Annotated in this window: 39 protein-coding genes; 1 reads left to right on the top strand and 38 read right to left on the bottom strand. The window is 35.3% G+C overall.

All coding sequences use genetic code 11. The features are described 5' to 3' along the window. Positions 1–49: 49 nt before the first annotated feature. The 9 genes from DYR29_RS17740 to DYR29_RS17700 form a co-directional block, all read right to left on the bottom strand. Positions 50–1,336 (bottom strand): citrate synthase, encoded by a 1,287-nt coding sequence (locus tag DYR29_RS17740; protein ID WP_047422422.1) that lies wholly within the window; start codon positions 1,334–1,336, stop codon positions 50–52. A gap of 88 nt (positions 1,337–1,424) precedes the next feature. Beyond that, entirely contained in the window at positions 1,425–2,717 is a 1,293-nt protein-coding gene (gene eno, locus DYR29_RS17735) for a phosphopyruvate hydratase (protein ID WP_105702132.1), read from the bottom strand. A gap of 183 nt (positions 2,718–2,900) precedes the next feature. Then, a complete protein-coding gene (locus DYR29_RS17730) occupies positions 2,901–4,124 on the bottom strand; it encodes a hypothetical protein (RefSeq protein ID WP_213277895.1) in 1,224 nt (407 codons plus the stop codon). Next, positions 4,121–4,510, bottom strand: a complete 390-nt coding sequence (locus DYR29_RS17725; RefSeq protein ID WP_213277894.1) for a hypothetical protein — start codon at positions 4,508–4,510, stop codon at positions 4,121–4,123. The genes DYR29_RS17730 and DYR29_RS17725 overlap by 4 nt, the downstream gene beginning before the upstream one ends. A 21-nt stretch (positions 4,511–4,531) precedes the next feature. After that, positions 4,532–4,861, bottom strand: a complete 330-nt coding sequence (locus tag DYR29_RS17720) for a hypothetical protein (protein WP_047422418.1) — start codon at positions 4,859–4,861, stop codon at positions 4,532–4,534. Positions 4,862–4,930: 69 nt separating this feature from the next. Then, positions 4,931–5,719 (bottom strand): sensor histidine kinase, encoded by a 789-nt coding sequence (locus tag DYR29_RS17715; protein ID WP_213277893.1) that lies wholly within the window; start codon positions 5,717–5,719, stop codon positions 4,931–4,933. A 633-nt stretch (positions 5,720–6,352) separates the two neighbouring features. Further along, a complete protein-coding gene (locus DYR29_RS17710) occupies positions 6,353–7,141 on the bottom strand; it encodes a hypothetical protein (protein WP_213277892.1) in 789 nt (262 codons plus the stop codon). A gap of 6 nt (positions 7,142–7,147) precedes the next feature. After that, positions 7,148–7,780 carry a response regulator gene (locus DYR29_RS17705; RefSeq protein ID WP_213277891.1) on the bottom strand — a complete coding sequence of 211 codons (633 nt, stop codon included), beginning with the start codon at positions 7,778–7,780 and terminating at the stop codon, positions 7,148–7,150. Between the two features lie 215 nt (positions 7,781–7,995). After that, on the bottom strand, positions 7,996–9,849 hold the full coding sequence (locus DYR29_RS17700) for a glycoside hydrolase family 35 protein (protein ID WP_249413531.1): 1,854 nt from the start codon (positions 9,847–9,849) through the stop codon (positions 7,996–7,998). A 66-nt stretch (positions 9,850–9,915) separates the two neighbouring features. On the opposite strand from DYR29_RS17700, the gene DYR29_RS17695 reads away from it, so the two are divergent. Next, positions 9,916–10,350 (top strand): hypothetical protein, encoded by a 435-nt coding sequence (locus DYR29_RS17695; RefSeq protein WP_213277889.1) that lies wholly within the window; start codon positions 9,916–9,918, stop codon positions 10,348–10,350. Between the two features lie 109 nt (positions 10,351–10,459). Here the strand turns inward: DYR29_RS17695 and rplQ are convergent, their stop codons facing one another. From rplQ to DYR29_RS17550, 29 genes are all read right to left on the bottom strand, one after another. Next, positions 10,460–10,981 carry a 50S ribosomal protein L17 gene (gene rplQ, locus DYR29_RS17690; protein WP_047422412.1) on the bottom strand — a complete coding sequence of 174 codons (522 nt, stop codon included), beginning with the start codon at positions 10,979–10,981 and terminating at the stop codon, positions 10,460–10,462. Between the two features lie 6 nt (positions 10,982–10,987). Beyond that, positions 10,988–11,983 carry a DNA-directed RNA polymerase subunit alpha gene (locus DYR29_RS17685; RefSeq protein WP_047376582.1) on the bottom strand — a complete coding sequence of 332 codons (996 nt, stop codon included), beginning with the start codon at positions 11,981–11,983 and terminating at the stop codon, positions 10,988–10,990. Between the two features lie 33 nt (positions 11,984–12,016). Continuing rightward, positions 12,017–12,625: a 30S ribosomal protein S4 gene (gene rpsD / locus DYR29_RS17680; RefSeq protein WP_047096812.1), complete on the bottom strand. Its 609-nt coding sequence runs from the start codon at positions 12,623–12,625 to the stop codon at positions 12,017–12,019. A gap of 19 nt (positions 12,626–12,644) precedes the next feature. Next, entirely contained in the window at positions 12,645–13,034 is a 390-nt protein-coding gene (rpsK, locus tag DYR29_RS17675) for a 30S ribosomal protein S11 (RefSeq protein WP_047376581.1), read from the bottom strand. 12 nt (positions 13,035–13,046) lie between these two features. Next, on the bottom strand, positions 13,047–13,424 hold the full coding sequence (rpsM, locus tag DYR29_RS17670; RefSeq protein WP_002983260.1) for a 30S ribosomal protein S13: 378 nt from the start codon (positions 13,422–13,424) through the stop codon (positions 13,047–13,049). A 9-nt stretch (positions 13,425–13,433) separates the two neighbouring features. After that, complete coding sequence (gene rpmJ / locus DYR29_RS17665; RefSeq protein ID WP_007839480.1) at positions 13,434–13,550, bottom strand: 50S ribosomal protein L36; 117 nt, start codon at positions 13,548–13,550, stop codon at positions 13,434–13,436. 62 nt (positions 13,551–13,612) lie between these two features. Next, positions 13,613–13,828 carry a translation initiation factor IF-1 gene (gene infA, locus DYR29_RS17660; RefSeq protein WP_034684855.1) on the bottom strand — a complete coding sequence of 72 codons (216 nt, stop codon included), beginning with the start codon at positions 13,826–13,828 and terminating at the stop codon, positions 13,613–13,615. 3 nt (positions 13,829–13,831) lie between these two features. Next, positions 13,832–15,211 (bottom strand): preprotein translocase subunit SecY, encoded by a 1,380-nt coding sequence (gene secY / locus DYR29_RS17655; protein WP_047376580.1) that lies wholly within the window; start codon positions 15,209–15,211, stop codon positions 13,832–13,834. 9 nt (positions 15,212–15,220) lie between these two features. Beyond that, complete coding sequence (gene rplO, locus DYR29_RS17650) at positions 15,221–15,670, bottom strand: 50S ribosomal protein L15 (protein ID WP_047376579.1); 450 nt, start codon at positions 15,668–15,670, stop codon at positions 15,221–15,223. A gap of 21 nt (positions 15,671–15,691) precedes the next feature. Beyond that, positions 15,692–15,868: a 50S ribosomal protein L30 gene (rpmD, locus tag DYR29_RS17645; RefSeq protein ID WP_027371710.1), complete on the bottom strand. Its 177-nt coding sequence runs from the start codon at positions 15,866–15,868 to the stop codon at positions 15,692–15,694. A gap of 11 nt (positions 15,869–15,879) precedes the next feature. Then, positions 15,880–16,401: a 30S ribosomal protein S5 gene (gene rpsE / locus DYR29_RS17640; RefSeq protein WP_045491132.1), complete on the bottom strand. Its 522-nt coding sequence runs from the start codon at positions 16,399–16,401 to the stop codon at positions 15,880–15,882. Between the two features lie 19 nt (positions 16,402–16,420). Then, on the bottom strand, positions 16,421–16,774 hold the full coding sequence (gene rplR, locus DYR29_RS17635; protein ID WP_034694689.1) for a 50S ribosomal protein L18: 354 nt from the start codon (positions 16,772–16,774) through the stop codon (positions 16,421–16,423). A gap of 15 nt (positions 16,775–16,789) precedes the next feature. Then, complete coding sequence (rplF, locus tag DYR29_RS17630) at positions 16,790–17,335, bottom strand: 50S ribosomal protein L6 (protein WP_213277888.1); 546 nt, start codon at positions 17,333–17,335, stop codon at positions 16,790–16,792. Between the two features lie 17 nt (positions 17,336–17,352). Continuing rightward, on the bottom strand, positions 17,353–17,751 hold the full coding sequence (gene rpsH / locus DYR29_RS17625; RefSeq protein WP_047376575.1) for a 30S ribosomal protein S8: 399 nt from the start codon (positions 17,749–17,751) through the stop codon (positions 17,353–17,355). Between the two features lie 146 nt (positions 17,752–17,897). Then, positions 17,898–18,167 carry a 30S ribosomal protein S14 gene (gene rpsN, locus DYR29_RS17620; RefSeq protein ID WP_002983233.1) on the bottom strand — a complete coding sequence of 90 codons (270 nt, stop codon included), beginning with the start codon at positions 18,165–18,167 and terminating at the stop codon, positions 17,898–17,900. Positions 18,168–18,170: 3 nt separating this feature from the next. Then, the gene (gene rplE, locus DYR29_RS17615) at positions 18,171–18,722 is read right to left on the bottom strand and encodes a 50S ribosomal protein L5 (RefSeq protein ID WP_047422408.1); all 552 of its coding nucleotides are present in this window, start codon (positions 18,720–18,722) and stop codon (positions 18,171–18,173) included. Between the two features lie 11 nt (positions 18,723–18,733). Continuing rightward, entirely contained in the window at positions 18,734–19,060 is a 327-nt protein-coding gene (gene rplX / locus DYR29_RS17610; protein ID WP_047376572.1) for a 50S ribosomal protein L24, read from the bottom strand. Positions 19,061–19,081: 21 nt separating this feature from the next. Continuing rightward, positions 19,082–19,450, bottom strand: coding sequence for a 50S ribosomal protein L14 (rplN, locus tag DYR29_RS17605; protein WP_002983226.1), 369 nt, complete (start codon positions 19,448–19,450; stop codon positions 19,082–19,084). 2 nt (positions 19,451–19,452) lie between these two features. Beyond that, positions 19,453–19,707 carry a 30S ribosomal protein S17 gene (gene rpsQ / locus DYR29_RS17600; protein ID WP_027371715.1) on the bottom strand — a complete coding sequence of 85 codons (255 nt, stop codon included), beginning with the start codon at positions 19,705–19,707 and terminating at the stop codon, positions 19,453–19,455. A 12-nt stretch (positions 19,708–19,719) separates the two neighbouring features. Continuing rightward, the gene (rpmC, locus tag DYR29_RS17595) at positions 19,720–19,905 is read right to left on the bottom strand and encodes a 50S ribosomal protein L29 (protein WP_034694678.1); all 186 of its coding nucleotides are present in this window, start codon (positions 19,903–19,905) and stop codon (positions 19,720–19,722) included. Between the two features lie 12 nt (positions 19,906–19,917). Continuing rightward, positions 19,918–20,343, bottom strand: a complete 426-nt coding sequence (rplP, locus tag DYR29_RS17590; protein WP_029297776.1) for a 50S ribosomal protein L16 — start codon at positions 20,341–20,343, stop codon at positions 19,918–19,920. Between the two features lie 98 nt (positions 20,344–20,441). Beyond that, complete coding sequence (gene rpsC / locus DYR29_RS17585) at positions 20,442–21,191, bottom strand: 30S ribosomal protein S3 (RefSeq protein ID WP_034694675.1); 750 nt, start codon at positions 21,189–21,191, stop codon at positions 20,442–20,444. A 7-nt stretch (positions 21,192–21,198) separates the two neighbouring features. Then, entirely contained in the window at positions 21,199–21,597 is a 399-nt protein-coding gene (gene rplV, locus DYR29_RS17580) for a 50S ribosomal protein L22 (protein ID WP_034694674.1), read from the bottom strand. A gap of 2 nt (positions 21,598–21,599) precedes the next feature. After that, positions 21,600–21,878: a 30S ribosomal protein S19 gene (gene rpsS / locus DYR29_RS17575; RefSeq protein ID WP_034678015.1), complete on the bottom strand. Its 279-nt coding sequence runs from the start codon at positions 21,876–21,878 to the stop codon at positions 21,600–21,602. Between the two features lie 2 nt (positions 21,879–21,880). Beyond that, on the bottom strand, positions 21,881–22,702 hold the full coding sequence (gene rplB, locus DYR29_RS17570; RefSeq protein WP_047422407.1) for a 50S ribosomal protein L2: 822 nt from the start codon (positions 22,700–22,702) through the stop codon (positions 21,881–21,883). A gap of 22 nt (positions 22,703–22,724) precedes the next feature. Further along, on the bottom strand, positions 22,725–23,015 hold the full coding sequence (gene rplW, locus DYR29_RS17565) for a 50S ribosomal protein L23 (protein ID WP_047376571.1): 291 nt from the start codon (positions 23,013–23,015) through the stop codon (positions 22,725–22,727). A 3-nt stretch (positions 23,016–23,018) separates the two neighbouring features. Next, complete coding sequence (gene rplD, locus DYR29_RS17560; protein ID WP_047422406.1) at positions 23,019–23,648, bottom strand: 50S ribosomal protein L4; 630 nt, start codon at positions 23,646–23,648, stop codon at positions 23,019–23,021. Then, the gene (gene rplC, locus DYR29_RS17555) at positions 23,639–24,262 is read right to left on the bottom strand and encodes a 50S ribosomal protein L3 (RefSeq protein ID WP_047422405.1); all 624 of its coding nucleotides are present in this window, start codon (positions 24,260–24,262) and stop codon (positions 23,639–23,641) included. The genes rplD and rplC overlap by 10 nt, the downstream gene beginning before the upstream one ends. Before the next feature lie 250 nt (positions 24,263–24,512). Beyond that, the gene (locus DYR29_RS17550; RefSeq protein ID WP_213277887.1) at positions 24,513–25,277 is read right to left on the bottom strand and encodes a DeoR/GlpR family DNA-binding transcription regulator; all 765 of its coding nucleotides are present in this window, start codon (positions 25,275–25,277) and stop codon (positions 24,513–24,515) included. Positions 25,278–25,317 lie beyond the last annotated feature (40 nt).

The raw sequence follows: 25,317 nt of genomic DNA, 5'->3' as shown, positions 1-25,317 counted from the left end.
AAAAATCCCAAAGCAAGCTTTGGGATTTTTTTTATGGTATAAGCAAATATTATCTGCTTGCAATGTCGATGTAGTTTCTTTCCTGAGCACCTTGGTAAACCTGTCTTGGTCTTCCGATAGGGTCTCCTTTCAGTCTCATTTCTTTCCACTGAGAGATCCATCCCGGAAGTCTTCCCAATGCAAACATTACTGTAAACATTTCTGTAGGGATTCCTAACGCTCTGTAGATGATTCCTGAATAGAAGTCTACGTTTGGATATAGTTTTCTTTCTACGAAGTACTCGTCTTCAAGAGCTACTCTTTCTAACTGCATTGCAATGTCAAGAGCTTTATCCTGGATACCTAATGCTGTAAGGATATCATCAGCAGCTTTCTTGATAATTTTCGCTCTTGGGTCGAAGTTTTTGTAAACTCTGTGTCCGAATCCCATTAGACGGAAATTATCAGCTTTATCTTTAGCTTTAGCAACATATTTAGATACATCACCACCATCTTTCTCGATCAATTCAAGCATTTCGATTACCGCCTGGTTAGCACCACCGTGAAGTGGTCCCCAAAGTGCAGATACCCCAGCAGAGATAGAAGCGAAAAGACCTGTGTGAGCAGAACCTACCATTCTTACTGTAGAAGTAGAACAGTTTTGTTCGTGGTCTGCGTGAAGGATTAATAATTTATCTAAAGCATTTACAACTACCGGATCGATTTCGAAATCAGCGTTTGGTAATCTGAATGCCATTTTGTAGAAGTTCTCTACATAGTTTAGGTTGTTATCTCCGTGGTTTAATGGTAAACCTTGAGTTTTTCTGTAAGTCCAGGCACAAAGGTGAGAGAACTTAGCGATCATCAACTCAGCTGCGTGATCCATTTCTTCTTTAGAGTTTACGTTAACTGCTTTCGGGTTGAAAGCTGTCAAAGCAGAAGTTAAAGAAGATAAAACTCCCATAGGGTGAGCAGAACGAGGAAAAACATCAATGATTTTTTTCATTTCGTCTGCGATGAAGTTATATTTTTTAATATTGCTGTCGAATGAAGTAAACTGATCCTGAGTAGGTAATTCTCCATGTAATAAAAGATACATTACTTCTGTGAAGTTAGATTTTTCAGCAATCTGCTCAATTGGATAACCTCTGTAGAATAATTCTCCTTTATCTCCGTCTAAGTAAGTGATGTCGCTAATGGTAGCTCCTGTATTTTTATAACCTAAATCCAGAGTGATCAAACCTGTCTGGTCTCTTAATTTTGAAATATCAATCCCTCTGTCTCCGATAGTACTATCCACAATTGGATATTCATATGAATTACCGTCGTAATTCAATATTACTTTGTTGTCTGACATTATTTATTTATTTTTTTTAAATATACCACTTTCCATAAAATACGGCAAACTAAAAATTTCGCTTGCCGTTATTTATAAATTCGATTAATTATCTTTTGATTTTAAAAGCTTCCAATCCTGGGAAAATTGCAGTTTCACCTAAAGCTTCTTCGATTCTCAACAGTTGGTTGTATTTTGCCATTCTATCTGATCTTGAAGCTGAACCTGTTTTGATCTGTCCACAGTTCATTGCTACTGCTAAATCAGCGATGGTAGAATCTTCAGTTTCTCCTGATCTGTGAGACATTACTGAAGTGAATTTGTTGTTCTGAGCCATTTGTACGGCTGCCATTGTTTCAGAAAGAGAACCGATCTGGTTTACTTTTACAAGGATTGAGTTCGCAATATTTTCTTTTACTCCTCTTGATAATCTCTCTACGTTAGTCACAAATAAATCATCTCCTACCAACTGTACTCTGTCACCAATTTTATCAGTTAACATTTTCCAACCTTCCCAGTCATTTTCCTGCATACCGTCTTCGATAGATATGATTGGATATTTAGCTGCCAGCTCAGCAAGGTAAGAAACCTGCTCGCTGCTTGAAAACTGAGCTGCATCCGGAGTCTGGAATTTTCTGTAGTCATAAATTCCGTCTTTGTAGAATTCTGAAGCAGCACAGTCTAATGCCAACATAATGTCGTCACCAGGCTTATAACCTGCTTTTTCAATTGCCTGAAGTAAGGTATCCAAAGCATCTTCAGTTCCTTTGAAAGTAGGAGCAAAACCACCTTCGTCACCTACTGCAGTAGATAAACCTCTTGAATGAAGAATAGATTTAAGATTGTGGAAAATCTCAGTTCCTTTTCTCAATGCATGAGAGAAAGAATCTGCTTTTACCGGCATAACCATAAATTCCTGGAATGCGATAGGAGCATCTGAGTGAGATCCACCATTGATTACATTCATCATTGGAACAGGAAGTGTGTTTGCGTTTACTCCTCCTACATATTTATAAAGTGGCATTCCCAACTCTGCAGCCGCAGCTCTTGCCACAGCCAAAGAAACACCAAGAATAGCATTAGCACCAAGATTTCCTTTGTTAGCCGTTCCGTCAAGATCAATCATAATCTGATCGATATAGTTTTGTTCGAAAACCGGCTGTCCAACTAAATTCTCTGCAATTACTTCTTTTACATTTTCAACAGCTTTCAGAACTCCTTTTCCTTGATATTCTGAACCACCGTCACGTAATTCTACCGCTTCGTGTTCTCCTGTAGATGCTCCTGAAGGTACAGCAGCACGGCCCATTGCCCCGCTTTCTGTAAATACATCTACTTCGATGGTAGGATTACCTCTGGAATCTAAAATCTGTCTTGCTTCTATATAAGAAATTGCACTCATTTTTTATTTTTTTTAGTTTAGACAAATTTAATCAAAATTTAACTTTTAGGGCCATTTTGAGGGATTTTTTTGAAATAAATCCAAGTTAAATTTTAGTTAATTTATATTATGATAATTCCAACTTTAAAAGAAACAAAAAACCTTCTTGAACGTTCAAAAAGGTTTTTCTAAGTTATAATGTAATTATTGAATTTTTTTTTCATCTGGGGGATCTACAAAAACACTCTTCTTTTCAGAATCCAACCCCCAATTAAGGCCTAAAAATGAAATAAGATTATCTTTTTCTCCATAATTTTTCCCAAAGGCTGCATTGATGTATACTTTATCTGAAACCTTATAAGCAATCAATCCACTTGAGCGAAAGGTATTTTCGATATCATTAATACGATAAATATATTCGTAAGAAATAGAGAATCTTTTATAGGTAAATTCAGCTTTTCCACCTAAATCACAATTTTTTGTTCTTAGGAACTGTTGATTAGCATCTAAATTTGTTCCATCATCTAAATATCTAACTATACCATAGAAATTGAGTCTTTTCTCTACATTTGGTTCATCACTTTTTGTAAAATCAAAACCTGTATTTAAGGTTAGCCAAAATCCTAATTTCCCAAAATGATTGTTTGAAAATTTATTATCTGAGAAAAAAGTACTGTAACCACCCGCAAAATCTGCAGAAATGAGAGGTGGTGCTTCGAGCAGATTCCTGTAATAATCAGCTTCTTTTGAGCTTTTATATTTTTCAGCAAATTTTTTCTTAAAACGTGCTTTGCCTTTTTCAAAAATTTCTGCTTTGGCTTCATCTTTAACACCAGCTCTATTACATGAATCACTTAATAATTTATGTTCATTTGAATGTACCCAATCCTTGTTGATATTACCCAAAATGGTTTTCAGCCAGGCATCATGAGCCACTATTGAATCTTTATTCTTCCTTGTCCGAACTCTTATCAAGGTACTTCTAACACTGAAGGCAAAGGAAGGGTTTTTCATTTCGTCCCCAGTACCTAGTGATAAATCTCTTACAAATCCTAATGAAAATGAAGCTTTTTTAACTTCACTGAAAACATTCCATTTATATTTCATTTCATTATCACTTCCTTTCACTGTACTATATCCGGCATATTTAGAGGAATTCATATTACTTGATGGCAATAACCAGAATGGAGTAACTTCAAAAGCATAACTATCTGGAATACCTTCACTTTTTTTAAATGAATTTACTAAACTCAGAACAATTGCTTTTTTTGATTTGACAATTTCAAGTTCTGATGGGGAAACTCCTAAAAGTACAACGGAAGGTGCTGTAGTAATTTCTAATTCTTTCAACTCAATATTAATATCTTTTTTCTGCTGTGCATAAAAGACTAAAGGAAAGAAAATGATTATCAGAATAAAATTTCTCATAAGGTAATATGTTGAATGGTTATAAATTTTACAGAACTAATCCTATCTTCACTGTCCAAATCTTTGCTTGTTTTCTTTTTAAAAGGCTGCAAAGGGCCAATTACATTAAGAAGAGAGTATGTAATCTGTGTTTGCTGAATTGCATTATCTAAATTTTTCTTAGGTATACCTTCAAAAGAAAACTCATGATTAATTTCAACAGTTCTTCCCTTAAGATCACTAAACGAACCTATTCTCACTCTTTTCTCGTAATCAAATTCCTTAACTTCGGGAATAGTGACAAGAGTGCTACAGGTTCCGGTAGATGATACAGTGATTTCTAAAAATACGTCTTGGTTATCTGCGAGGTCAAATTTTAAGGTTTTGGATGATTTTATGGTTTTCATGATATCTAGTTTTTAAGTTATTTATTTTCTCGGAGTAGGAGATAAAAGACCCGCTAAGGCTCCTATAGCTCCTGATGAAATGGTTGCAAAGATTGTTACAAGTTGATTATTCTTACTTTCACCGTCATTCCAGTAAGCAATAAGGATAAGTCCTGCTATAATGGTAATTACTGCCAGCCCAAGCATAAGCACTATAATTCTGTAGATCCAGTAATCGGTGTCTTTGGGGTTTCTTATTTCCACCTCTTTCATAGCCTCTACAGGATTGGTTTTAAATTTTTCCTGAAGATCTGTGTTGTTTTTTAAAGCAGCTTCTAAATCTCCAATACTGTCATTAATAAGAGTTTTCATGGCTTTTAGTTTTATAGATCAAATTTCCCTCTAAAAAACACACCAGTCAATTACACAAAGGGGTAATTTTTATATTACTATTTTAAAAACCAGGCAGGTACCAGGTTTTTCGGATGAAATATGACATTCACCGGATAATTCATTCATCCTTCTTTTCATATTTCTGAGGCCGTTTCCTTTTGGCAAATCGTCCTGAATACCAATTCCGTTATCTGATATTTTCATAGAAAAGTTATTTTCTTCCTGTGAAAATGAAAGTTTCAATGTATCTGCATGACTGTGTTTGTACACATTATTTACGGCTTCTTTTAAACATAGAAAAAGATTACGCCTCATTTCTGTAGAAACAGGAGTTTCGGCAGTGATATCTTCACATTCTGAAAGCAGTATTATTTTTGTTTTCTTTAAAAAATTTCCGGTATATAATATCGCATAATCGATAAAACTACCTAATGTATCATTTCCTGAGTTCAGGCTCCAGAGCATTTCCCGCATGGAAATATTCATTTCTTCTGAAGTCTTCAGTAGTTCATCAATATCACTCTGCAGATCATCATCTTCTGCTTTCTGCTTTAGGAATTCAGCCTGAAGTTTTAATGCAGAAATTCCTGCTCCCAGATCATCATGCATATCATGGGAAATACGTTCGCGTTCCTGCTCAAGAATTTTTTGTTTTTCGAGTTCTTTCTGCAGGAGCTGATTCTGATGTTCTGCTTCTTTGAGCCGTTGCTGCTGAATAAAAAAAAGCTGTCTTTTATTATACAAAACAACAATTAAGACAATAAAAATGACAAAAGTTATTAACAGAATAACAGCAATAATGTAAGCCAATCGTATGGTATCCGGCAGCTGTTTCATACTGTATTGTTTTTTTCAAATTTCTTTAAGGCAATATAGAACATCCCGTACATAATGATATTAACACAATACTGTATTAATTTTAAAATTTGTAAAAATTCAGGATCATTATCTTGAAGAAAAAACATAGGGATTGACCTGAAAATAAAAAAAATACTCCAAAAAAGTAATCCACAGGAGACCCAGAAGTTCGGGTCGTTAAAAATTTTTACTTCATCAAAGTTTTTCAGTCTGATATAAAACCAAAGCAGCGCATTAATGATAAAATAAAAGCAAACTAATATTCCCAGTATATTTTCATAGTTTTCACTATAAAATTTCACAAACAGGACGATATATACTAGAATAGCAATGAGTACAGATAAAAAAAATATTCTGATTTTTTGAGAAAAGATTTTAGCGTAATAGATATTAAAAAAAATGATCAGAAAAATACTGTAGTAATTAAATAGATAAGCAAAGTCAAATTCTTTACTATATATTTTATAATGCCCATAGAGCTCCAGGCAAAGTGAGAGGAATAAGTAAACAGCAAAATAGTTTTGGCTGGAAAGACCTTTCTTTCCAGCTAAAACTATAGACTTTACAGTAGCTGCCAAGAGTACTGCCATGTATAATATTTGAATTAACATTTTATGGATATAATGAACCCATATCGTAATATCCTTTTTCTGTACTAAAAACAAGTGTCATTTGTTTTTCGTGTGTTTCAAAGTGTTTTTTATATTGATCTTCCCGAAATCTATCACCAAGATTATTTTCGAAAATCACTTTCTTAACATCACTGATCTCGCAAAGATTGATCATAAATGTATCACTGGCATCTTTTGACAAGGTATCTATCAGATCAACGATATGATAACTGATATAAAATGTATTGTTTCGCCCTAGATAATTAGTGAGTACTCGGTGTCCATTCTCAAGATAAAAATCATTAAGCCCTTTTAAACTCTCATTGGAAATTTTCAAATCTTTAAGTGTAAGATCCTGACTGGCATTAATGATGAGATAATTATTTCCATCAATCGTATTTTTATCTTGTGTTTGCAAAGAGGCAACCATGTAGATCGCTCTGTTTTCAGAATATGGTGTGAGTCTTACCCTGGAATCCTGAGGATCTATCTGTACGAAAGTAAATGTTAAATAGGTTGCCTTAATTTCATTCATAATCTCGCAAATATCTTTTAGGAGTGAATGTTTTACAGCATAAATACCTCCGAGATTAAAATTCACATTTTGATTTTGCATAAATGGCAAAACTCCCTTTTTAGCACTATCAATAAAACTTTCTGCCAGAATGCGGCTAATAGGCAGCATTTCCACCCCATCCACTAACTGATCAAGTTTATTACCGATAGGACCTTCTCTGTAAGATAAATTATCATCAAGAACTTCCTGACTTGTTGCATTTAAATTTTCCATAATTTCTTAGTTTTTTGATTGGTTAAATTTATTAATAGCCTCCACTTTATTGTTTACGTGAAGTTTTCTGTAGATATTTCCGACGTGTTTTTTTACTGTATCAATGCTGATGCATTTTTTATCTGCAATTTCTTTGTATAGAAGACCTTCTGAAAGAAGTTCAAGAATTTCCTTTTCACGCTCTGTAAGTTCATCAAAACCTTTAATTTCCGGTAGCTTTCTTTCAAAATGTTTGAGAACTTTCCGGGCAATGGAAAAACTCATCGGAGCTCCACCCTGATAGACATCCCGGATAGAAGAGAGGATTTTGTCCATACTTTCTCCTTTTACAAGATAGCCCATCGCACCGGCTTTTAAAGAATTAAAGATCTTTTCATCGTCATCAAAACTGGTGCACATGATAAATTGTGTATCAGGCATTTCTTTTCGCAGTTTTTCTATGATTTCAATTCCGAGCATATCCTGCAACTGAATATCCATCATCACGACATCGGGTGAAATAGCAGGAAGATTTTGAATGGCATCATTTCCGTCAAAGAACTGAGCAGTTACCTTCATATCCTGTTGGTAATTGATTACTTTCTTCAACGCATTGTTGTAGTTTTTTTCGTCTTCTACTATGGCGATGGAAATGCTCATGACTTATTTTGTTTGTAGCAAATTTCAACAGAAAACAAATTGAAAACAATTACACCTTCGGGTAATATCAGTATTTGAGTTACGGTTATGGTTTAGTTTTTAGCTGCTATTAAATTTAATCAATTTTTCATTTTAAAAACAATAATAATTTAATTATTTTACAACAAATTAAAGAAAAGGCAAATAAATTTAAACTTATATTTAAAAATTAACTCTTATTTCGTAAGCTGATCAAGAATAGGATGTTCAATACCGCTTACTGTATTATGAGATTTAATTTGCTCAAAGATCTGAATCAGGTTTCTACCTTTTTTCAACCATACCCCGGGAATGTAAAGTGTTTGTTGAGGGCCGGCAGTACTCCAGTATCTTCCTGCATTTTTTCCGTTGATAAAAACAATTCCTTTTCCAAAGTTTCTCATATCAAGAAAAGTATCTCCTGTTTCATCCAGTGTAAATTCAGCTTCCTGAATTACGGGTGAGTGAGCGGCAATGTCTTTTTGCTTAAAAGTATGTTTGGGAAAAGTATCAAAGAGCATTGGAAGCATTTCCCAGTTTCCGGAGACATCAGTTCTGTTGATTTTTACAGGACTGATAATGCCTTTTAAATTATGGACAATCTCCGCTCCATAATTAATTCTGCCCATATTTTCAACCAGAATTTCCAATCGGTCCCCTGATTTTATTTCAATGTCAAGATCATATTTTTTGTTCATCCTGTTCAATTCTCCTTTCCATCTGCCATTGATGTATATATTGGCATAATCACGTAATCCTTTTATTTCTAATTTTCCTTTCGTATCATTATCAAATTTTCTTCTGTAGAGAACATACCCGCTTCCGATATTCAGATCTTCAAAGGTGAGTGGTTTGTCACTCACAACAGGTTTTTGACGATTGGTAAGGTCAAAAAGGCAATTTATTTTTGAAAATTCAATGGTGGGAATAGTAATGACCTTCATCGGCTTTGGAATATCCGGAAGCGGATTCTTATGTATTTTTTGAAAAATTTCTCTCAACGCATTATACTTTGGAGTGGCCCACCCTGCTTCACTGATAGGAGCATCATAATCATAGCTTGTAATATCCGGCTGTATATCATGATCCTTATCGTAATTTGCACCGCTGGTAAATCCAAAGTTGGTTCCGCCATGAATCATATAATAATTAAAAGAAATTCCGTTTTTTATATACGTCTCTGTTTGCTTTACCACTTCTTCTGTAGTAACCTTAACAAAGGGTTCTGCCCAATGATCAAGCCATCCGGGGTAATATTCGGCAACCATGTAAGGACCTTGCCCTCCATTATATTCATTGATACTTTTCTTTAAAATATCAATATCACCTTCTCCGTTTGCTGTTGGTATCGCTCCTTCAATAGAGCCACCTTTAAAAAGCGAGCTCCCATCTGAAGTAAATAACGGAACTGAAACTCCACTGTTCAAAAGCATCTCTTTTATCTTGTGGCTGTATTTTCTATGCTCTTCCAAAGGAATATCTTTTCTCTGAGCCACATAAGATCCGAATTCATTTTCTGCCTGCACCATAATTACCGGGCCTCCATTATTGATCTGCAACGGTACAATTTGTTTTGCCAGCTGATTGATATATTTCCGGCATTCTTCGAGAAAAGCTTTATTGTCTCTTCTTATTTCAAGGTCTTTATTTTTTTGTAGCCACCAAGGATATCCACCAAATTCCCATTCCGCACAAACGTAAGGTCCCGGCCGAATAATGACATATAAACCGACTTCCTGTGCTGTTTTTATAAACTTCTTCAAATCTTTTTCTCCTGAAAAATTCCATTTCCCGGGAGATTCTTCATGGTAATTCCAAAAAACATAAGTGGTAACTGTATTCAAACCCATTGCTTTCATCATCTCCAGCCGGTGTTTCCAATATTCTGAAGGAACTCTGGGATAGTGCATCTCCCCGGAATACACTGTGAAAGGTTTTCCATTTAAGATAAAATTCCCATTCTTAATTTCAAAATTCCCTTTTTGTGAAAATATCGTATTAAAAGAGAAAAAGAAAAGAATTATGTATAAATAATGACTGAAATTTCTCATATTGTAAGGCATGATTTTTGTAAAATTAAAATATAAAAATCATATTGAATATCAAATAATATAATCATGAAAAAAAGTCTTTTAGCACTAGGTGCTGTACTTGCACTAACAGTTATCAGCTGTAAAAAAAATGAGAGTGGAAACAAAAGCATTATCAAAACAGATAGCTCAGAAACTGTAGTTACAGACAACAACGGAAAAATAGATTCGGTAACACAAAGTTCATCAACGGTAGATATAAACGGAAAGAAAATTGAAAAAACAGATTTTGTTTATAAAGCCACAGACGGAACCTTAGTGAAAGTTGTATTCAAAAACGATCCGAAAGAAAGTACAGTAGCCATTACCAGCAACAAGAAAACTTTTACATTACCTAAAACAGAAACCAAAGGTGATGAAACGATTTACAAGAAAGATGATATGACCGCAAGGGTAAAAGGAGACAGCCTTCACCTTGAGCAGGGCAATAATATTATTGAATTGAAAAGAACAAAGATCTAAAATAGCAATGTCCCTCAATATAGAGGGACATTTTATTTTGCAACTGTATTGAAGAAAATAAAAAAACCATCCGGAATCCGGATGGTTTTTTTATATATCTGAATGAATATTATTCTTCAGTTTTTTCTTCAGTAGTATCAGCTTTAGCTTCTTCTACTTTCTCTTCTACTGCAGGTGCTTCAGCTACTACAGCCTCAGCTTTTTTAGGTGCAGCAGTTGATCTTCTGCTTCTTCTTGTAGCTTTTTTCTCTTCAGCATTAGGGTTGTAAAGCTCGTTGAAATCTACTAATTCGATAAGAGCCATATCAGCAGCATCACCTGGTCTGAAACCTGTCTTAATGATTCTTGTATAACCACCGTTTCTTTCAGCGATTTTAGGAGCTACAGTTCTGAATAATTCAGCAACCGCAAATTTATTTTGAAGGTAAGAGAATACTACTCTTCTGTTGTGTGTAGTATCTTCTTTTGCTTTTGTTAATAGAGGCTCAACATATACTCTTAAAGCTTTAGCTTTAGCTACAGTAGTGTTGATTCTTTTATGCTCAATTAGAGAACAAGCCATATTAGAAAGTAAAGCACTTCTGTGAGAAGCTGTTCTTCCTAAGTGATTGAATTTTTTACCGTGTCTCATTATTAATTATTTATCAGCGTCTAACTTATATTTTGCAACGTCGAAACCGAAGTTAAGACCTTTTGAATGCACTAATTCTTCTAGTTCTGTCAAAGATTTTTTACCAAAATTTCTGAATTTCATCAAATCAGACTTACTGTAAGAAACCAATTCTCCAAGAGTTTCTACTTCAGCTGCTTTTAGACAGTTAAGGGCTCTTACAGAAAGATCCATATCTGCTAATTTAGACTTAAGAAGTTGTCTTGTGTGAAGAGTTTCCTCATCGTACTGGATAGATGCTTTTACAGCTTCAGTTTCAAGCGTGATTCTCTCATCAGAGAATAGCATGAAGTGATAAATTAATATCTTAGAAGCTTCAGTTAAAGCATTCTGAGGGCTGATAGACCCGTCAGTTTCTATATCTAGTACAAGTTTTTCGTAGTCTGTTTTTTGCTCTACACGATAATTTTCAATGCTATATTGTACTTTCTTGATCGGCGTAAAAATAGAGTCGATAGCAATAGTTCCTACAGGAGCATTGTTTGACTTATTTTGTTCAGAAGGCACATACCCTCTACCTTTTTCAATATTGAAAGTAATTTCGAAAGTTACATCACTGTTCAGGTTGCAAATCACTAGATCCGGGTTTAAAACCTCAAATCCGTTGATAGACTTACCTAAATCACCAGCAGTAATAACCGTTTGACCTGAAACTTTAGCAACAACCTGCTCGTTCGCCTGGCCTTCTGCTGCAGCTTTTAATCTTACTTGTTTAAGGTTAAGAATAATTTCGGTAACATCTTCGATTACTCCTGGAATAGTTGAAAATTCGTGCTCTACACCTTCTATTTTGATAGATGAAATAGCGTATCCTTCCAGAGAAGAAAGCAACACTCTTCTCAAAGCATTACCGATTGTAAGCCCGAAACCTGGTTCTAAAGGTCTGAATTCGAATTGACCTTTAAATTCATCAGAGTTAAGTAAAATTACTTTATCGGGTTTTATGAATTGTAAAATTGCCATATTATTGGGTTGAGCAAAAATTTGATTAAAAAATTATTTAGAGTAAAGTTCCACGATAAGGTTCTCCTTGATGTCCTCCGGAATCTGGATTCTTTCTGGAGCAGAAATGAAAGTACCTTCTTTCTTCTCATCGTTGAATTGTAACCACTCATAGTTTGACTTAGAAGCCAATGCATTGGTAACAACTTCAAGAGACTTAGACTTTTCTCTTACAGTGATTACATCACCAGCTTTTACCAAGTAAGAAGGGATATTAAGAATTTCTCCGTTCACAGTGATGTGTCTGTGAGAAACTAATTGTCTTGCACCAGATCTAGTTTTAGCAAAACCTAATCTGTACACTACGTTATCCAATCTTGATTCACAAAGTTGTAATAAAACTTCACCTGTTACACCTTTGCTTCTGTGTGCTTTTTCAAATAAGTTAGCAAACTGTCTTTCTAAAATACCGTAAGTATATTTAGCTTTTTGTTTTTCAGCTAACTGAACTGCATATTCTGATTTTTTAGCACCTCTTCTTTTGTTAGGACCGTGTTGTCCTGGCGGTTGGTTCTTTCTTTTTTCGAAGTTTTTATCATCTCCGTAGATTGCAGCACCAAACTTTCTAGCAATCTTAGTTTTAGGTCCAATATATCTTGCCATAATGGGTAAATTCTAAAAATTAAACTCTTCTTCTTTTTGGTGGTCTACATCCATTGTGTGGCATTGGAGTCACATCAATGATTTCGCTAACTTCAATTCCTGAATTGTGAATAGATCTGATTGCAGATTCTCTACCTGCACCTGGACCTTTCACAAACACCTTTACTCTTCTTAATCCAGCTTCATGAGCTACAGCAGAGCAATTTTCAGCTGCCATTTGAGCAGCAAAAGGAGTGTTCTTTTTAGAACCTCTGAATCCCATTTTACCGGCAGATGCCCAAGAGATAACCTCTCCACTTTTATTTGTTAAAGAAATGATGATGTTATTGAAAGAAGCTTGAATATGTGCTTCACCAATAGCTTCAACTTTTACTTTTCTTTTTTTAACTACTTTACTTTGTTTTGCCATAATTCCTAACGATTATTTACTTGCCTTTTTCTTGTTAGCAACTGTTTTTCTCTTTCCTTTACGGGTTCTAGAGTTGTTTTTCGTTCTCTGGCCTCTTAAAGGTAATCCTAGTCTGTGACGTATTCCTCGTTGGCATCCTATGTCCATCAATCTCTTGATGTTCAATTGCACTTCAGATCTTAATTCTCCTTCTACTTTAACGTTTTCAGAGATATATGTTCTGATTGCAGCCAATTCATCGTCATTCCATTCGTTGACTTTCTTGTCTTCGCTGATACCGGCAGCTTTAAGGATTTCAGAAGAAGTACTTCTTCCTACTCCATAGATGTAAGTTAAACCGATAACACCTCTTTTGTTTTTTGGTAAATCAATACCTGCAATTCTCGCCATAATTTAATGTTAGCCTTGTCTTTGTTTAAATTTTGGGTTCTTCTTGTTGATTACGAACAGTACACCTTTTCTGCGTACGATTTTGCAATCAGCGCTTCTTTTTTTAATTGATGCTCTTACTTTCATTTTGATAGTATTTATTTTTTACAAATGCCAAATGGAAAGTGTATTCCATTTGGCTAATTGTTTTAATATCTAAATGTGATCCTCCCTTTTGTTAAATCATAGGGAGACATTTCTAGTTTTACCTTATCACCAGGTAAAAGTTTAATATAGTGCATTCGCATTTTACCTGAAATATGAGCAATAAGGATATGCCCATTTTCAAGTTCTACACGGAACTGAGCGTTCGAAAGTGCTTCCGTTATAACGCCGTCTTGTTCAATATGTTTTTGTTTTGCCATAAATTAATATCCAGTCGTTCTAGACAGTTTAGACTGCATTAAGCCATCATAATGATGATTCAGCAGATATGTATTAATCTGTTGAACAGTATCTAAAATTACACCCACCATAATTAATAGTGACGTTCCCCCGAAAAATAGGGCAAACGCATCTGTCTGAACAAAGCTTCCATGCACAATTGCCGGAAGGACTGCAAAGATAGATAAAAAAATTGCACCTGGCAAGGTAATTTTTGATAAAATATCATCTAAGTAATCTGCTGTCTCTTTCCCTGGTCTTACTTTCGGTACTAAACCTCCATTTCTCTTCAAATCATCAGCCATCTGGTTTACCGGAATTGTAATTGCAGTATAGAAAAACGAGAAGATAATAATTAATAGCGCAAACAATACATTGTACTGCCAGCTAAAAACATTCTTGAAACCTGCAAGAAAAGTGTTAGACTCATCGAATTTTGTCAATAATCCTGGTACGAACATCAATGCCTGAGCAAAGATAATCGGCATTACACCAGCAGCATTTACTTTCAATGGAATCCATTGTCTTGCGCCCTGCATAAGATTCTTGTTTACACCTCCTCTTGCTTGAGCTCTGCTTACATACTGAATTGGAATTTTTCTAACAGCCACAGATAAAATCACGGCCAGAAGAACAACTACCATCCAGAATAATACTTCAATAAGGATCATGATAGATCCCATTCCTCCTTTTCCGTTCTGCACGGCCATTTCCTGTACGAATGCTTCAGGTAATCTTGAAAGGATCCCAACCATAATAAGGATGGAAATACCATTTCCGATTCCTTTGTCAGTAATCTTTTCACCTAACCACATTGCGAATACTGAACCAGCAACCAAGATTACAATACTTGGCAACCAGAACATGATAGAATTTGGCTCTACAAAATATGCAGATTGGAACTGAGCATACGGTAAGAATAATTGAGTAATAGAAGTTAAATAAGAAGGTGCCTGTACCAGACAAACTCCAATTGTTAACCATCTTGTAATTTGGTTCAATGTATTTCTACCTGACTCTCCATCTTTCTGAAGCTTCTGAAGATAAGGAATAGCCATTCCCATCAACTGAACAATAATAGAAGCAGAAATATAAGGCATGATACCCAACGCCATTACGGAAGCATGGCTGAAAGCTCCCCCCGTAAACGACGAAAGCAAGCCAAGGAGACCTGCTCCTTGCTTGTTACCGCCTTGATTTTTATAATGCTCTAAGAGATCTCCCACCTCTGCAAGGTTAATTGCCGGAAGCGAGATATAAGATGCGAATCTATACACAAGGATAATACCTAACGTAAAGAGAATTTTATCTCTTAACTCCTTTAGGCTCCATATATTTTTAAGTGTTTGTATAAATTCTTTCATTAGTAAGTATTATAAGGTAATTGCTTTTCCACCTGCCTTAGCAATAAGCTCTTCAGCAGATTTAGTGAATTTGTCAGCAGAGATTGAAACCGCAGATTTCAATTCTCCTCTACCCATAATTTTCACTAATTCGTTTTTAGAAACTATCCCGTTTGCTACTAAAACTTCTTTCGTGATATCTCCAGTGATGGATTTGTTCTCGATTAAAGTTTGAATAGTATCAAGGTTAATTCCTCTAAACTCTTTTCTATTTACGTTTTTGAAACCGAATTTAGGTAATCTTCTTTGTAAAGGCATCTGTCCACCTTCGAAACCGATTTTCTGAGAATAACCAGCTCTAGCTTTCTGACCTTTGTGTCCTTTTGTTGAAGTACCTCCTTTTCCACTACCTTGACCTCTACCAATTCTTTTTGAGTTGAAAGTAGATCCTGCAGCAGGTTGTATATTATTTAAATTCATTTTAATTTCTCTTTTATAAAATTATTTTTGAACTTCTAGTAAGTGACCTACAGCAGCTATCATTCCTAAGATAGAAGGAGTAGCTTCGTGTTCTACCACTTGGTGAAGTTTTTTTAATCCTAATGCTTCAAGCGTTCTCTTTTGGGTTTTTGTTCTACCAATAGCGCTTCTTACTTGCTTTACTTTAATTGTTGCCATTGTTTTAATTATTAACCGTTAAACACTTTACTTAGAGAAACTCCTCTCATTCTAGCGATCTCTTCAGGTCTTCTGATATCCAATAACGCTTTGAAAGTAGCTTTCACCACGTTGTGAGGGTTAGAAGATCCTTTAGATTTTGAAAGGATATCGTGAATACCAGCAGATTCCAATACCGCTCTTACCGCACCACCGGCGATAAGTCCTGTACCGTGAGAAGCAGGTCTTAAGAAGATATCTGCACCACCGTATCTAGCAGTAGTTTGGTGAGGAATAGTATGGTTCATTACAGGAACTTTCACAAGGTTTTTCTTAGCGTCTTCAACTGCTTTAGCAATTGCAGAAGCAACCTCTTTAGATTTTCCTAAACCGAAACCGATGATACCTTCTTCATTACCTACTACAACAATAGCAGAAAATCCGAAAGCTCTACCTCCTTTAGTTACTTTTGTTACTCTGTTAACAGCTACGAGACGATCTTTTAATTCTAATCCTCCCGGTTTTACTCTTTCTATATTATCTAGTCCTAACATATTTTCCGAAATTTAATGATTAGAATTTAAGTCCACCTTCTCTCGCACCATCAGCTAGAGCTTTTACTCTACCGTGATATACGAAACCGTTTCTGTCAAATACAATACTTTCGATTCCTGCAGCGATAGCTTTAGCAGCGATAGCTTTACCAACAGCAGCAGAAACTTCAGTCTTAGTACCTTTAGCGTCTACACCTTTTTCTCTAGAAGAAGCTGATGCTAAAGTTTTACCATTTTTATCGTCGATTAACTGAGCGTAAATTTCCTTATTACTTTTGTATACAGATAATCTTGGCAATTCAGAAGATCCAGAGATTTTCCCTCTTACTCTTCTTTTGATTCTTATTCTTTTTTCTAATTTACTTAATGCCATAATACTTATAATTTATTAAGCAGATTTACCAGCTTTACGTCTAACAATTTCTCCTACGAATCTTACACCTTTTCCTTTGTATGGCTCAGGCTTTCTGAAAGAACGGATCTTTGCAGCTACCATTCCTAGAAGTTGGTTGTCGTGAGACGTTAAAGTAATAATTGGGTTTTTACCTTTTTCAGTCAATGTATCAACTTTTACTTCACCTGGAAGTTCTAATACGATACCGTGAGAGAATCCTAGAGCTAACTCAAGTTTTTGACCTGCGTGTGATGCTCTGTATCCTACCCCTACTAGTTCTAGTTTCTTTTCGAAACCTGCACTTACACCAACAATCATGTTGTTGATTAACGCTCTGTATAAACCGTGAAGCGCTTTGTGTTGTTTAGAATCAGATGGTCTGTTTACATTCAGTTCACCATCTTTTTGTTCTACAGTAATTCCTGCTGTAAGCTCCTGAGAAAGTTCTCCTTTCGCTCCTTTTACAGTTACTACACCGTTGTTTTCAGTGATTGTAACTCCAGCTGGAATTGTTATAATTGCTTTACCAATTCTTGACATTTTCCTCTGATTAAAAATTAATAAACATAGCAGATTACTTCACCGCCTACTTTCTCTTCTCTAGCTTTCTTGTCAGTCATTACTCCTTTAGAAGTAGAGATGATAGAAATACCCAAACCATTTAGTACTCTTGGAAGTTCAGTAGAACCTTTGTACTGTCTCAAACCTGGTCTAGAAGCTCTTTGAATAGACTTAATAGCAGGTTTGTTAGTTTGCTTATCGTACTTTAAAGCGATTTTGATCACTCCTTGAACAGCGTTATCTTCAAACTTGAAGTTTAAGATATACCCTTGATCAAATAGGATCTTAGTAATCTCCTTTTTGATTTTCGATGCAGGAATTTCCACCACTTTGTGGCCTGCGCTTTGTGCGTTCCTTACTCTTGTTAGGAAATCTGAAATTGGATCTGTTACCATTTTTCTTTTATAAATTATTGGTTAAAGAACAATCAGTATTGAAAAGACTTGAAGAGAAAAATATCAGACTTCAGAAAACTTCAGTCTGATATTTTATTCTTTAGTATCTTGACAACTTAATTGTCCCGATTTTTAATTAGTAATTATTACCAACTAGCTTTTCTTACACCTGGGATAAGACCGTTGTTTGCCATTTCTCTGAAAGTTACTCTGGAAATACCAAACGTTCTCATGTATCCTCTTGGTCTACCTGTTAGTTTACATCTGTTGTGTAATCTTACAGGAGAAGCATTTTTAGGCAATTTTTGAAGTCCTTCGTAATCACCAGCTTCTTTAAGAGCTTGTCTTTTAGCAGCGTATTTAGCAACTAGTGCTTCTCTTTTGCGCTCACGCGCTTTCATTGATTCTTTAGCCATTTCTTAGTTCTTTTTAAATGGTAAACCGAAGTGAGTTAATAATGCTTTAGCTTCTTTATCTGTTTTCGCAGTAGTTACGAAAGTGATGTCCATCCCTTGGATTTTTTTCACTTTGTCAATTACGATCTCAGGGAAGATAATTTGCTCAGTAATACCTAAGTTGTAGTTACCTCTACCATCGAAACCATCTGCCTTGATACCAGAGAAATCTCTGATACGTGGTAAAGCAGAAGAAGTAAGTCTGTCTAAGAACTCATACATTCTCTGAGCTCTCAATGTTACTTTTGCTCCTACAGGCATTCCTTTTCTTAGTTTGAATGCAGCTTCATCTTTCTTAGAGATTGTACCTACTGCTTTCTGACCTGTAATGTTTGTAAGTTCTTCTACAGCATAATCGATAATTTTCTTATCTGCAGTAGCGTCTCCTAAACCTTGTGATACAACAATTTTCTCTAATCTAGGTACTTGCATGATTGACTTGTACCCAAATTCTTCCATCATTGCAGGAACAATTTGCTCTTTGTATATTTTTTTGGGTCTTGCTATAAATTCCATGTTAATTCAAATTATAAAGTTTCACCCGTTTTTTTGTTAACTCTCACTTTCTTATCTCCTTCGATTTTGTAACCGATTTTGATAGCTTTTCCGTCTTTACCAACTAAAGCTACGTTTGAGATATGAATAGAAGCTTCCTTTTCAGTAATTCCTCCTTGTGGATTTGAAGCTGAAGGCTTAACGTGTTTTTTAACGATGTTAAGTCCTGCAACAATTACTCTAGGGTCTTTTCCTTCTTTCTTGATCACTTCAATAACTTCACCAGTCTTACCTTTGATATCTTTCTTACCAGTAGTAATGATTACGTTATCTCCTCTTTTTATTTTTAACTTTGACATTTCTTTTAAAAATTTTAAAAATTAAAGTACTTCAGGAGCTAATGAAATGATTTTCATATATTCTTTGTCTCTCAACTCACGAGCAACAGGTCCGAAAACACGTGTTCCTCTCATTTCTCCCGCTGCGTTTAGTAATACACAAGCATTGTCGTCGAATTTGATGTATGAACCATCTTTTCTTCTTACTGCTTTTTTAGTTCTTACTACTACAGCTTTAGATACCTGACCTTTTTTAGCGTTTCCTGATGGTGTAGAATCCTTGATAGTAACAACGATTTTATCACCAACTGAAGCATATCTTCTTCTGGTTCCTCCCAGAACTCTAATAACTAGTACTTCTTTAGCACCTGTGTTATCAGCAACTTTTAATCTTGATTCTGTTTGTAACATTATTACTTAGCTTTTTCAATGATTCTTACTAATCTCCATCTCTTGCTCTTGCTCAAAGGTCTAGTTTCTTGGATCAAAACTGTATCACCTTCTGTGCATTCGTTGTTCTCGTCGTGTGCAGTATATTTTTTCGTTTTCAAAACGAATTTACCGTACATCGGGTGCTTTACTCTTGTAGTTTCACTAACAACAATAGTTTTTTCCATTTTATTGCTGGAAACCACTCCGATTCTTTCTTTTCTTAAATTTCTATCCATTGTAAAATGAAATTATTGTTTGTTAGTTAACTCAGTGTTTAGTCTTGCGATTGTTTTTCTCAAATCTCTGATTTGAATCGGGTTTTCAATTGGGCTGATTGCATGAGCTAATTTCAATTTAGAATATTGAGCTTTTGCTTCAGTTAATTGAGCTTGAATATCACCCGCGCTTAAATTTTTAATATCAGCATTTTTCATTGTATTCAAAGATTATAGAGGTTTAACAAAATCGTTAGCAACGATGAATTTAGTAACTACTGGTAATTTTTGTGCAGCAAGTCTTAAAGCTTCCTTAGCGATATCGTAAGGTACACCTCCGATTTCGAACATAATTTTACCTGGTTTTACTACAGCTACCCAATATTCAACAGCACCCTTACCTTTACCCATACGTACTTCCGCTGGTTTTTTAGTAATTGGCTTGTCTGGGAAGATTTTGATCCATAGTTGACCTTCTCTCTTCATATATCTTGTCGCAGCGATACGAGCTGCTTCAATCTGTCTTGCAGTGATCCAAGCTCCTTCCGTTGCTTTGATCCCAAAAGTTCCGTAAGCAAGTTGACTACCTCTTTGGGCATTCCCCTTCATCTTCATCTTGTGAACTCTACGGAATTTGGTTCTTTTTGGTTGTAACATAATTTCTAAATTTTAGATTTTAGATTTTAGATTTTAGATTTTTTTTAATTTTAAAAAAGTAACGGTAATTTAAAATTCAAAATTTCTAATCTAAAATTTTAATTATTATTGTTATTGTTGTTGTTTTTTCTAGGTCTTCTGTTGTCTCTGTCTCCTCCTCTGTTTCCTCTGTCTGACTGACCTCCTTTTTTCTGTTGTCCCACTAGTGGAGAAAGTTCTCTTTTACCGTAAACTTCACCTTTCATGATCCAAACTTTTACTCCTAGTCTACCGTAAGTAGTGTGAGCTTCTGCCCAGTGGTAATCAATATCAGCTCTGAAAGTTGACAATGGAATTCTTCCTTCTTTGAAAGATTCTGATCTTGCCATTTCAGCTCCGTTCAATCTACCAGAGATTTGAACTTTGATACCTTCAGCACCCATTCTCATAGTACTTGCCATTGCCATTTTAACAGCTCTTCTGTAAGAAATTCTGTTTTCAATTTGCTTAGAAATACTATCAGCAACTAATACAGCATCTAATTCAGGTCTTTTGATTTCGAAGATGTTGATTTGAATATCCTTACCTGTAAGTTTCTTCAATTCTTCTTTCAATTTATCAACTTCCTGACCTCCTTTACCGATGATAAGTCCCGGTCTAGCAGTAGTGATTGTAACTGTTACTAATTTAAGTGTTCTTTCGATATAAATTTTTGAAATACCACCTTTAGATAATCTAGCCTCAAGGTATCTTCTGATTTTGTAGTCTTCAGCGATTCTGTCTCCATAATCGTTTCCACCAAACCAGTTAGAATCCCATCCTCTGATGATACCTAATCTATTACCAATTGGATTTGTCTTCTGTCCCATACCTTGATTAATTTTCTTTTTTACCTAAGATTAATGTAATGTGGTTTGATCTTTTTCTGATTCTGTACCCTCTACCTTGTGGAGCTGGTCTTAGTCTCTTCAATTGTCTAGCACTGTCTACAAAAATTTCTTTAACGATAAGATTTGCTTCTTCAATATCAGCACCTTCGTTTTTAGTCTGCCAGTTAGCCATTGCTGAAAGCAATACTTTTTCTAACTTGTTAGATGCGTCTTTTTTAGAATATTTTAGAATGTATAAAGCTTTGTCTACCTGCTCTCCTCTAATGATATCAGCTACTAATCTCATTTTTCTTGGAGAAGATGGGCAATCATTGTGTATTGCTTTTACTACGTCTTGGTTTGTCAATTTACGTGCTAATGCACTTTCTCTTTTTCTTGATCCCATGATTATCTGCTTCCTTTGTTTTTGTTACCACCATGACCTCTGAAAGATCTTGTTGGAGAAAATTCGCCTAGCTTGTGACCAACCATGTTTTCTGTAACATAAACTGGGATAAAAGATTTCCCGTTGTGTACTGCAATAGTTTGTCCTACGAAGTCTGGAGAGATCATTGATGCTCTAGACCAAGTTTTGATAACAGTTTTCTTGTTAGCTTCTATATTTGCCTGAACCTTCTTATCTAAAGTATGATGAATGAACGGTCCTTTTTTAAGTGATCTTGCCATAATTATTTTCTTTTAGATACGATGTAACGGTTAGACACTTTGTTTTTCTTTCTAGTTTTGTAACCTTTAGCTGGTTTACCGTTTCTAGATCTTGGGTGACCTCCAGAAGAACGTCCTTCACCACCTCCCATTGGGTGATCAACCGGGTTCATTACAACAGCTCTTGTTCTTGGTCTTCTACCTAACCATCTGCTTCTACCAGCCTTACCTGATACAGTTAATTGGTGGTCAGAGTTAGAAACAGATCCAATCATTGCATAACACTCAGTAAGGATCATTCTTGATTCTCCTGAAGGCAATTTGATGATTGCATATTTTCCGTCTCTTGAAGTCAATTGAGCTGAAGAACCAGCACTTCTTGCTAAAATTGCACCTTGACCAGGTTTCATTTCAACACAAGAAATAACAGTACCTAAAGGAATGTTTTTCAACTTCATTGCGTTTCCTACATTTGGCTCTACGCTTTCTCCAGAAATTACTTTCTGATCAACTTTGATACCGTTTGGAGCGATGATATATCTCTTCTCTCCGTCTGCGTACTCTAATAAAGCGATAAATGCAGTTCTGTTTGGATCGTATTCTACAGATTTTACAGTTGCTTCAACGTTTGCTTTGTTTCTTTTGAAGTCAATAATTCTGTATTTCTTTTTGTGTCCACCTCCGGTGTAACGCATGGTCATTTTACCTGTTTGGTTACGTCCACCTGACTTTTTAATACCAACTGTTAGAGACTTCTCTGGTTTGTTGGTAGTAATTTCCTCAAAATTGTTTACAATTCTGAATCTCTGTCCCGGGGTGATAGGTTTTAATTTTCTAACAGACATTACTATTATTTATAATTAATAATTAATTTACAGCAAAAATATCGATAACCTCACCTTCAGCAAGTTTGATTACCGCTTTTTTCAATTTGTTTGTCTTTCCTACTTGAAGACCTTTTTTAGTGTACTTTGAAGAAACCTTCGGAGCATAAATCATTGTGTTAACGTCTGCTACTTTTACACCGTAAGCTGCTTCAACAGCTTTTTTAATCTGGATTTTATTCGCCTTAGGATCAACTAAGAAAGAATAAGAACCTCTTAAATCTGTAAGGTAATTAGCCTTTTCTGAAATAACTGGTTTAATAATAATAGACATGACTTATTTCTTTAAATTTTCCTGGAATTTTTCAACTGCACCTTCGAAGAAAATAATCTCACCTGCATTTACTAAATCGTAAGAACTGATCTCGTTGAAGTTCATTACTTTAGTTTTAGGTAAGTTTCTTGAAGATAAATACACATTCTTGTTAGCTTCAGGAAGAACGAATAAAGATTTTTTACCGTTAAGTTCCAATGCGTTTAATACATTGATGAAATCTTTAGTCTTAGGAGCAGCAAAGCTCACATCTTCTAAAACTTTAATGCTGTTGTCTCTCATTTTCTGAGATAAAACAGATTTTTTAGCTAATCTCTTAAGAGCTTTGTTCAATTTGAATCTGTAGTCTCTTGGTTTTGGTCCGAATACTCTACCTCCACCTCTGAAAGTTGGAGATTTGATATCCCCGTATCTAGCAGATCCAGATCCTTTTTGCTTCTTAAGCTTTTTAGTAGAAGCAGTAATTTCGCTTCTTTCTTTTGCTTTATGAGTTCCTTGTCTTTGTGCTGCAAGGTACTGTTTAACTTCTAAGTAAACCGCGTGCTGATTTGGCTCAATTCCGAATACTGTTTCGTCTAGAGTTACTTTTCTTCCGGTCTCTTTTCCTGATGTATTTAATACTACTAGTTCCATTTTCTGATAATTACATAAGAATTTTTAGCTCCCGGAACAGCACCTTTTACTACTAAAAGATTTTGTTCTTGATCAACTTTTAACACTTGAAGGTTTTGAACAGTTACCTGCTCACCTCCCATTCTTCCAGCCATTCTCATCCCTTTGAATACTCTTGAAGGGTCTGAACCAGCACCGATAGAACCTGGAGCTCTAAGTCTGTTGTGCTGACCATGAGTTGCCTGCATTACACCTCCAAATCCGTGTCTTTTAACAACACCCTGGAAGCCTTTACCTTTTGAAGTTCCTGTTACATCTACATATTCACCTTCGATGAATAGATCAACACTTACCACCTCTCCTACTTTTGCCTCAGTAAATCCATCATGGAATTCTACTAATTTAGCTTTAGGAGCAGAACCAGCCTTTTTAAAATGACCAGCTAACGCTTTACCAACGTTCTTCTCACTCTTGTCATCGAAACCTAACTGAACAGCTGTATAACCGTCTTTTTCTAAGGTTCTGACCTGTAAAATCGAGCATGGACCAGCTTGAATAACTGTACAAGGAATGTTTTTCCCTTCTTCGTTAAACAAAGACGTCATACCGATTTTTTTACCAATAATACCTGACATTGTTTATATTATAATAAAATTTATCCTTTATTTATCACCATTTTTCGGAAGTCTGAAGTAATTTCTACTTTTGATATAGGCATACTACGCTCCTAAAATGAGTGTGCAAATTTATGAATTATTTTATAACTGACAAATATTTTGAGTAAAATATTTTGATTTTTAATCAATTAGATGATTTTGAAAAAAGTCAGAACAAACTTTCTCAAAGATTTATTTTGATTTTAGAAAAGAAATTAGAATGAAGACCTTATTGAGCAATAACAGTTACTCCAACTTCTTCCAGTCCAGCTCTGTCTTCCGCAGAAATACAGCTGTCAGTAATCAGATAATCCACCTGATCCAAAGCTGCGATTTTCCCAAATCCTTTCTTATTCAGTTTTGAAGAATCTGCAAGAATCACTGTTTGATCTGCACACTCCATCATAATCTGGTTCAGATGAGCTTCTGCAGCATTGGAAGTACTGATTCCGAATTCCGGATCAATACCATCCACTCCCAGAAAGAGTTTATTACATGAAAACTGCTTAAGGATACCTTCAGAAATAGAACCTACTATAGATGTAGAACTTTTCCGCACTTCACCGCCCAACTGTATAATATTAATATTAGGATTATTGCAAAGCTCAATGGCTACCCTCAAAGAAGACGTCAATACTGTAAGCGGACCAAAATTCATCAGCATCCTGGCAAGATAATGCATAGTAGTTCCGGATGCTAAGATGATACAGTCATTTTCCTGAATCAATGACAAAGCCGCCCTTGCAATAGACTGCTTCGCCTCTACATTGATGTTTTCTTTTTCTACAACATTTTTTTCGTAAGCATACCTTACCTGCTTACTTGCCCCTCCATGATTTCTGAAAAGAAGCCCCAGACTTTCAAGATAGTTCAAATCCTTTCGGATCGTAACCGAGGAAACATTGAGTTTTTCACACAGATCCTGAACGAGAACGTGTCCTTTTTCATCAAGCTCTTTCAATATTTCATCCTGTCTTGGTATTAGCTTTTCCATTTTATTCGTTTCATCAAAAATACCGTTTTTTTTTCACTTC

The sequence above is a fragment of the Chryseobacterium indologenes genome (genome assembly GCF_018362995.1).
Lineage (GTDB): Bacteria > Bacteroidota > Bacteroidia > Flavobacteriales > Weeksellaceae > Chryseobacterium > Chryseobacterium indologenes_G.
The sequence above is the reverse complement of the archived record's forward strand: the minus strand, read 5'-3'. Positions and strand labels throughout refer to the sequence as shown.

Bases quoted from the DNA above. Each gene is read 5' to 3' on its own strand.
- DYR29_RS17705 (WP_213277891.1), bottom strand. From the start codon at position 7,780: ATGAGCATTTCCATCGCCATAGTAGAAGACGAAAAAAACTACAACAAT.
- rplO (WP_047376579.1), bottom strand. From the start codon at position 15,670: ATGAATTTAAATAATATACAACCTGCTGCAGGATCTACTTTCAACTCA.
- rplB (WP_047422407.1), bottom strand. From the start codon at position 22,702: ATGTCTGTTAGAAAATTAAAACCTATCACCCCGGGACAGAGATTCAGA.
- DYR29_RS17695 (WP_213277889.1), top strand. From the start codon at position 9,916: ATGAAAAAAAGTCTTTTAGCACTAGGTGCTGTACTTGCACTAACAGTT.
- DYR29_RS17725 (WP_213277894.1), bottom strand. From the start codon at position 4,510: ATGAAAACCATAAAATCATCCAAAACCTTAAAATTTGACCTCGCAGAT.
- rplP (WP_029297776.1), bottom strand. From the start codon at position 20,343: ATGTTACAACCAAAAAGAACCAAATTCCGTAGAGTTCACAAGATGAAG.
- rpsS (WP_034678015.1), bottom strand. From the start codon at position 21,878: ATGGCAAGATCACTTAAAAAAGGACCGTTCATTCATCATACTTTAGAT.
- DYR29_RS17715 (WP_213277893.1), bottom strand. From the start codon at position 5,719: ATGAAACAGCTGCCGGATACCATACGATTGGCTTACATTATTGCTGTT.
- rpsC (WP_034694675.1), bottom strand. From the start codon at position 21,191: ATGGGACAGAAGACAAATCCAATTGGTAATAGATTAGGTATCATCAGA.
- rpsM (WP_002983260.1), bottom strand. From the start codon at position 13,424: ATGGCGAGAATTGCAGGTATTGATTTACCAAAAAACAAAAGAGGTGTT.
- rpmD (WP_027371710.1), bottom strand. From the start codon at position 15,868: ATGGCAACAATTAAAGTAAAGCAAGTAAGAAGCGCTATTGGTAGAACA.
- rplC (WP_047422405.1), bottom strand. From the start codon at position 24,262: ATGTCAGGTATTATTGGTAAAAAAATCGGTATGACGTCTTTGTTTAAC.
- rplR (WP_034694689.1), bottom strand. From the start codon at position 16,774: ATGGCATTAAGTAAATTAGAAAAAAGAATAAGAATCAAAAGAAGAGTA.
- rpsN (WP_002983233.1), bottom strand. From the start codon at position 18,167: ATGGCTAAAGAATCAATGAAAGCGCGTGAGCGCAAAAGAGAAGCACTA.
- infA (WP_034684855.1), bottom strand. From the start codon at position 13,828: ATGGCAAAACAAAAACATATTGAACAAGACGGCGTTATAACGGAAGCA.
- DYR29_RS17720 (WP_047422418.1), bottom strand. From the start codon at position 4,861: ATGAAAACTCTTATTAATGACAGTATTGGAGATTTAGAAGCTGCTTTA.
- rpsD (WP_047096812.1), bottom strand. From the start codon at position 12,625: ATGGCAAGATATATTGGACCTAAAACTAAGATTGCTAGAAAGTTTGGT.
- rplE (WP_047422408.1), bottom strand. From the start codon at position 18,722: ATGGAATTTATAGCAAGACCCAAAAAAATATACAAAGAGCAAATTGTT.
- rplV (WP_034694674.1), bottom strand. From the start codon at position 21,597: ATGGGATCAAGAAAAAGAGAAAGTGCATTAGCACGTAAATTGACAAAC.
- DYR29_RS17700 (WP_249413531.1), bottom strand. From the start codon at position 9,849: ATGAGAAATTTCAGTCATTATTTATACATAATTCTTTTCTTTTTCTCT.
- DYR29_RS17685 (WP_047376582.1), bottom strand. From the start codon at position 11,983: ATGGCAATTTTACAATTCATAAAACCCGATAAAGTAATTTTACTTAAC.
- rpmC (WP_034694678.1), bottom strand. From the start codon at position 19,905: ATGAAAAATGCTGATATTAAAAATTTAAGCGCGGGTGATATTCAAGCT.
- rplX (WP_047376572.1), bottom strand. From the start codon at position 19,060: ATGTCAAAGTTAAAAATAAAAAGAGGAGATAACGTAATCATTACTACT.
- rplW (WP_047376571.1), bottom strand. From the start codon at position 23,015: ATGTCTATTATTATTAAACCAGTTATTTCAGAAAAGGCTAATTACCTT.
- rpsE (WP_045491132.1), bottom strand. From the start codon at position 16,401: ATGTTAGGACTAGATAATATAGAAAGAGTAAAACCGGGAGGATTAGAA.
- eno (WP_105702132.1), bottom strand. From the start codon at position 2,717: ATGAGTGCAATTTCTTATATAGAAGCAAGACAGATTTTAGATTCCAGA.
- rplN (WP_002983226.1), bottom strand. From the start codon at position 19,450: ATGTTACAAACAGAATCAAGATTAAAAGTTGCTGATAACACAGGTGCT.
- DYR29_RS17740 (WP_047422422.1), bottom strand. From the start codon at position 1,336: ATGTCAGACAACAAAGTAATATTGAATTACGACGGTAATTCATATGAA.
- secY (WP_047376580.1), bottom strand. From the start codon at position 15,211: ATGAAAGAATTTATACAAACACTTAAAAATATATGGAGCCTAAAGGAG.
- rplD (WP_047422406.1), bottom strand. From the start codon at position 23,648: ATGGAACTAGTAGTATTAAATACATCAGGAAAAGAGACCGGAAGAAAA.
- rpsQ (WP_027371715.1), bottom strand. From the start codon at position 19,707: ATGGATAGAAATTTAAGAAAAGAAAGAATCGGAGTGGTTTCCAGCAAT.
- DYR29_RS17550 (WP_213277887.1), bottom strand. From the start codon at position 25,277: ATGGAAAAGCTAATACCAAGACAGGATGAAATATTGAAAGAGCTTGAT.
- rplF (WP_213277888.1), bottom strand. From the start codon at position 17,335: ATGTCAAGAATTGGTAAAGCAATTATAACAATTCCAGCTGGAGTTACA.
- DYR29_RS17730 (WP_213277895.1), bottom strand. From the start codon at position 4,124: ATGAGAAATTTTATTCTGATAATCATTTTCTTTCCTTTAGTCTTTTAT.
- rpmJ (WP_007839480.1), bottom strand. From the start codon at position 13,550: ATGAAAGTAAGAGCATCAATTAAAAAAAGAAGCGCTGATTGCAAAATC.
- rpsH (WP_047376575.1), bottom strand. From the start codon at position 17,751: ATGGTAACAGATCCAATTTCAGATTTCCTAACAAGAGTAAGGAACGCA.
- DYR29_RS17710 (WP_213277892.1), bottom strand. From the start codon at position 7,141: ATGGAAAATTTAAATGCAACAAGTCAGGAAGTTCTTGATGATAATTTA.
- rpsK (WP_047376581.1), bottom strand. From the start codon at position 13,034: ATGGCAAAACAAAGTAAAGTAGTTAAAAAAAGAAAAGTAAAAGTTGAA.
- rplQ (WP_047422412.1), bottom strand. From the start codon at position 10,981: ATGAGACACGGTAAAAAATTCAATCACTTAGGAAGAACAGCTTCTCAC.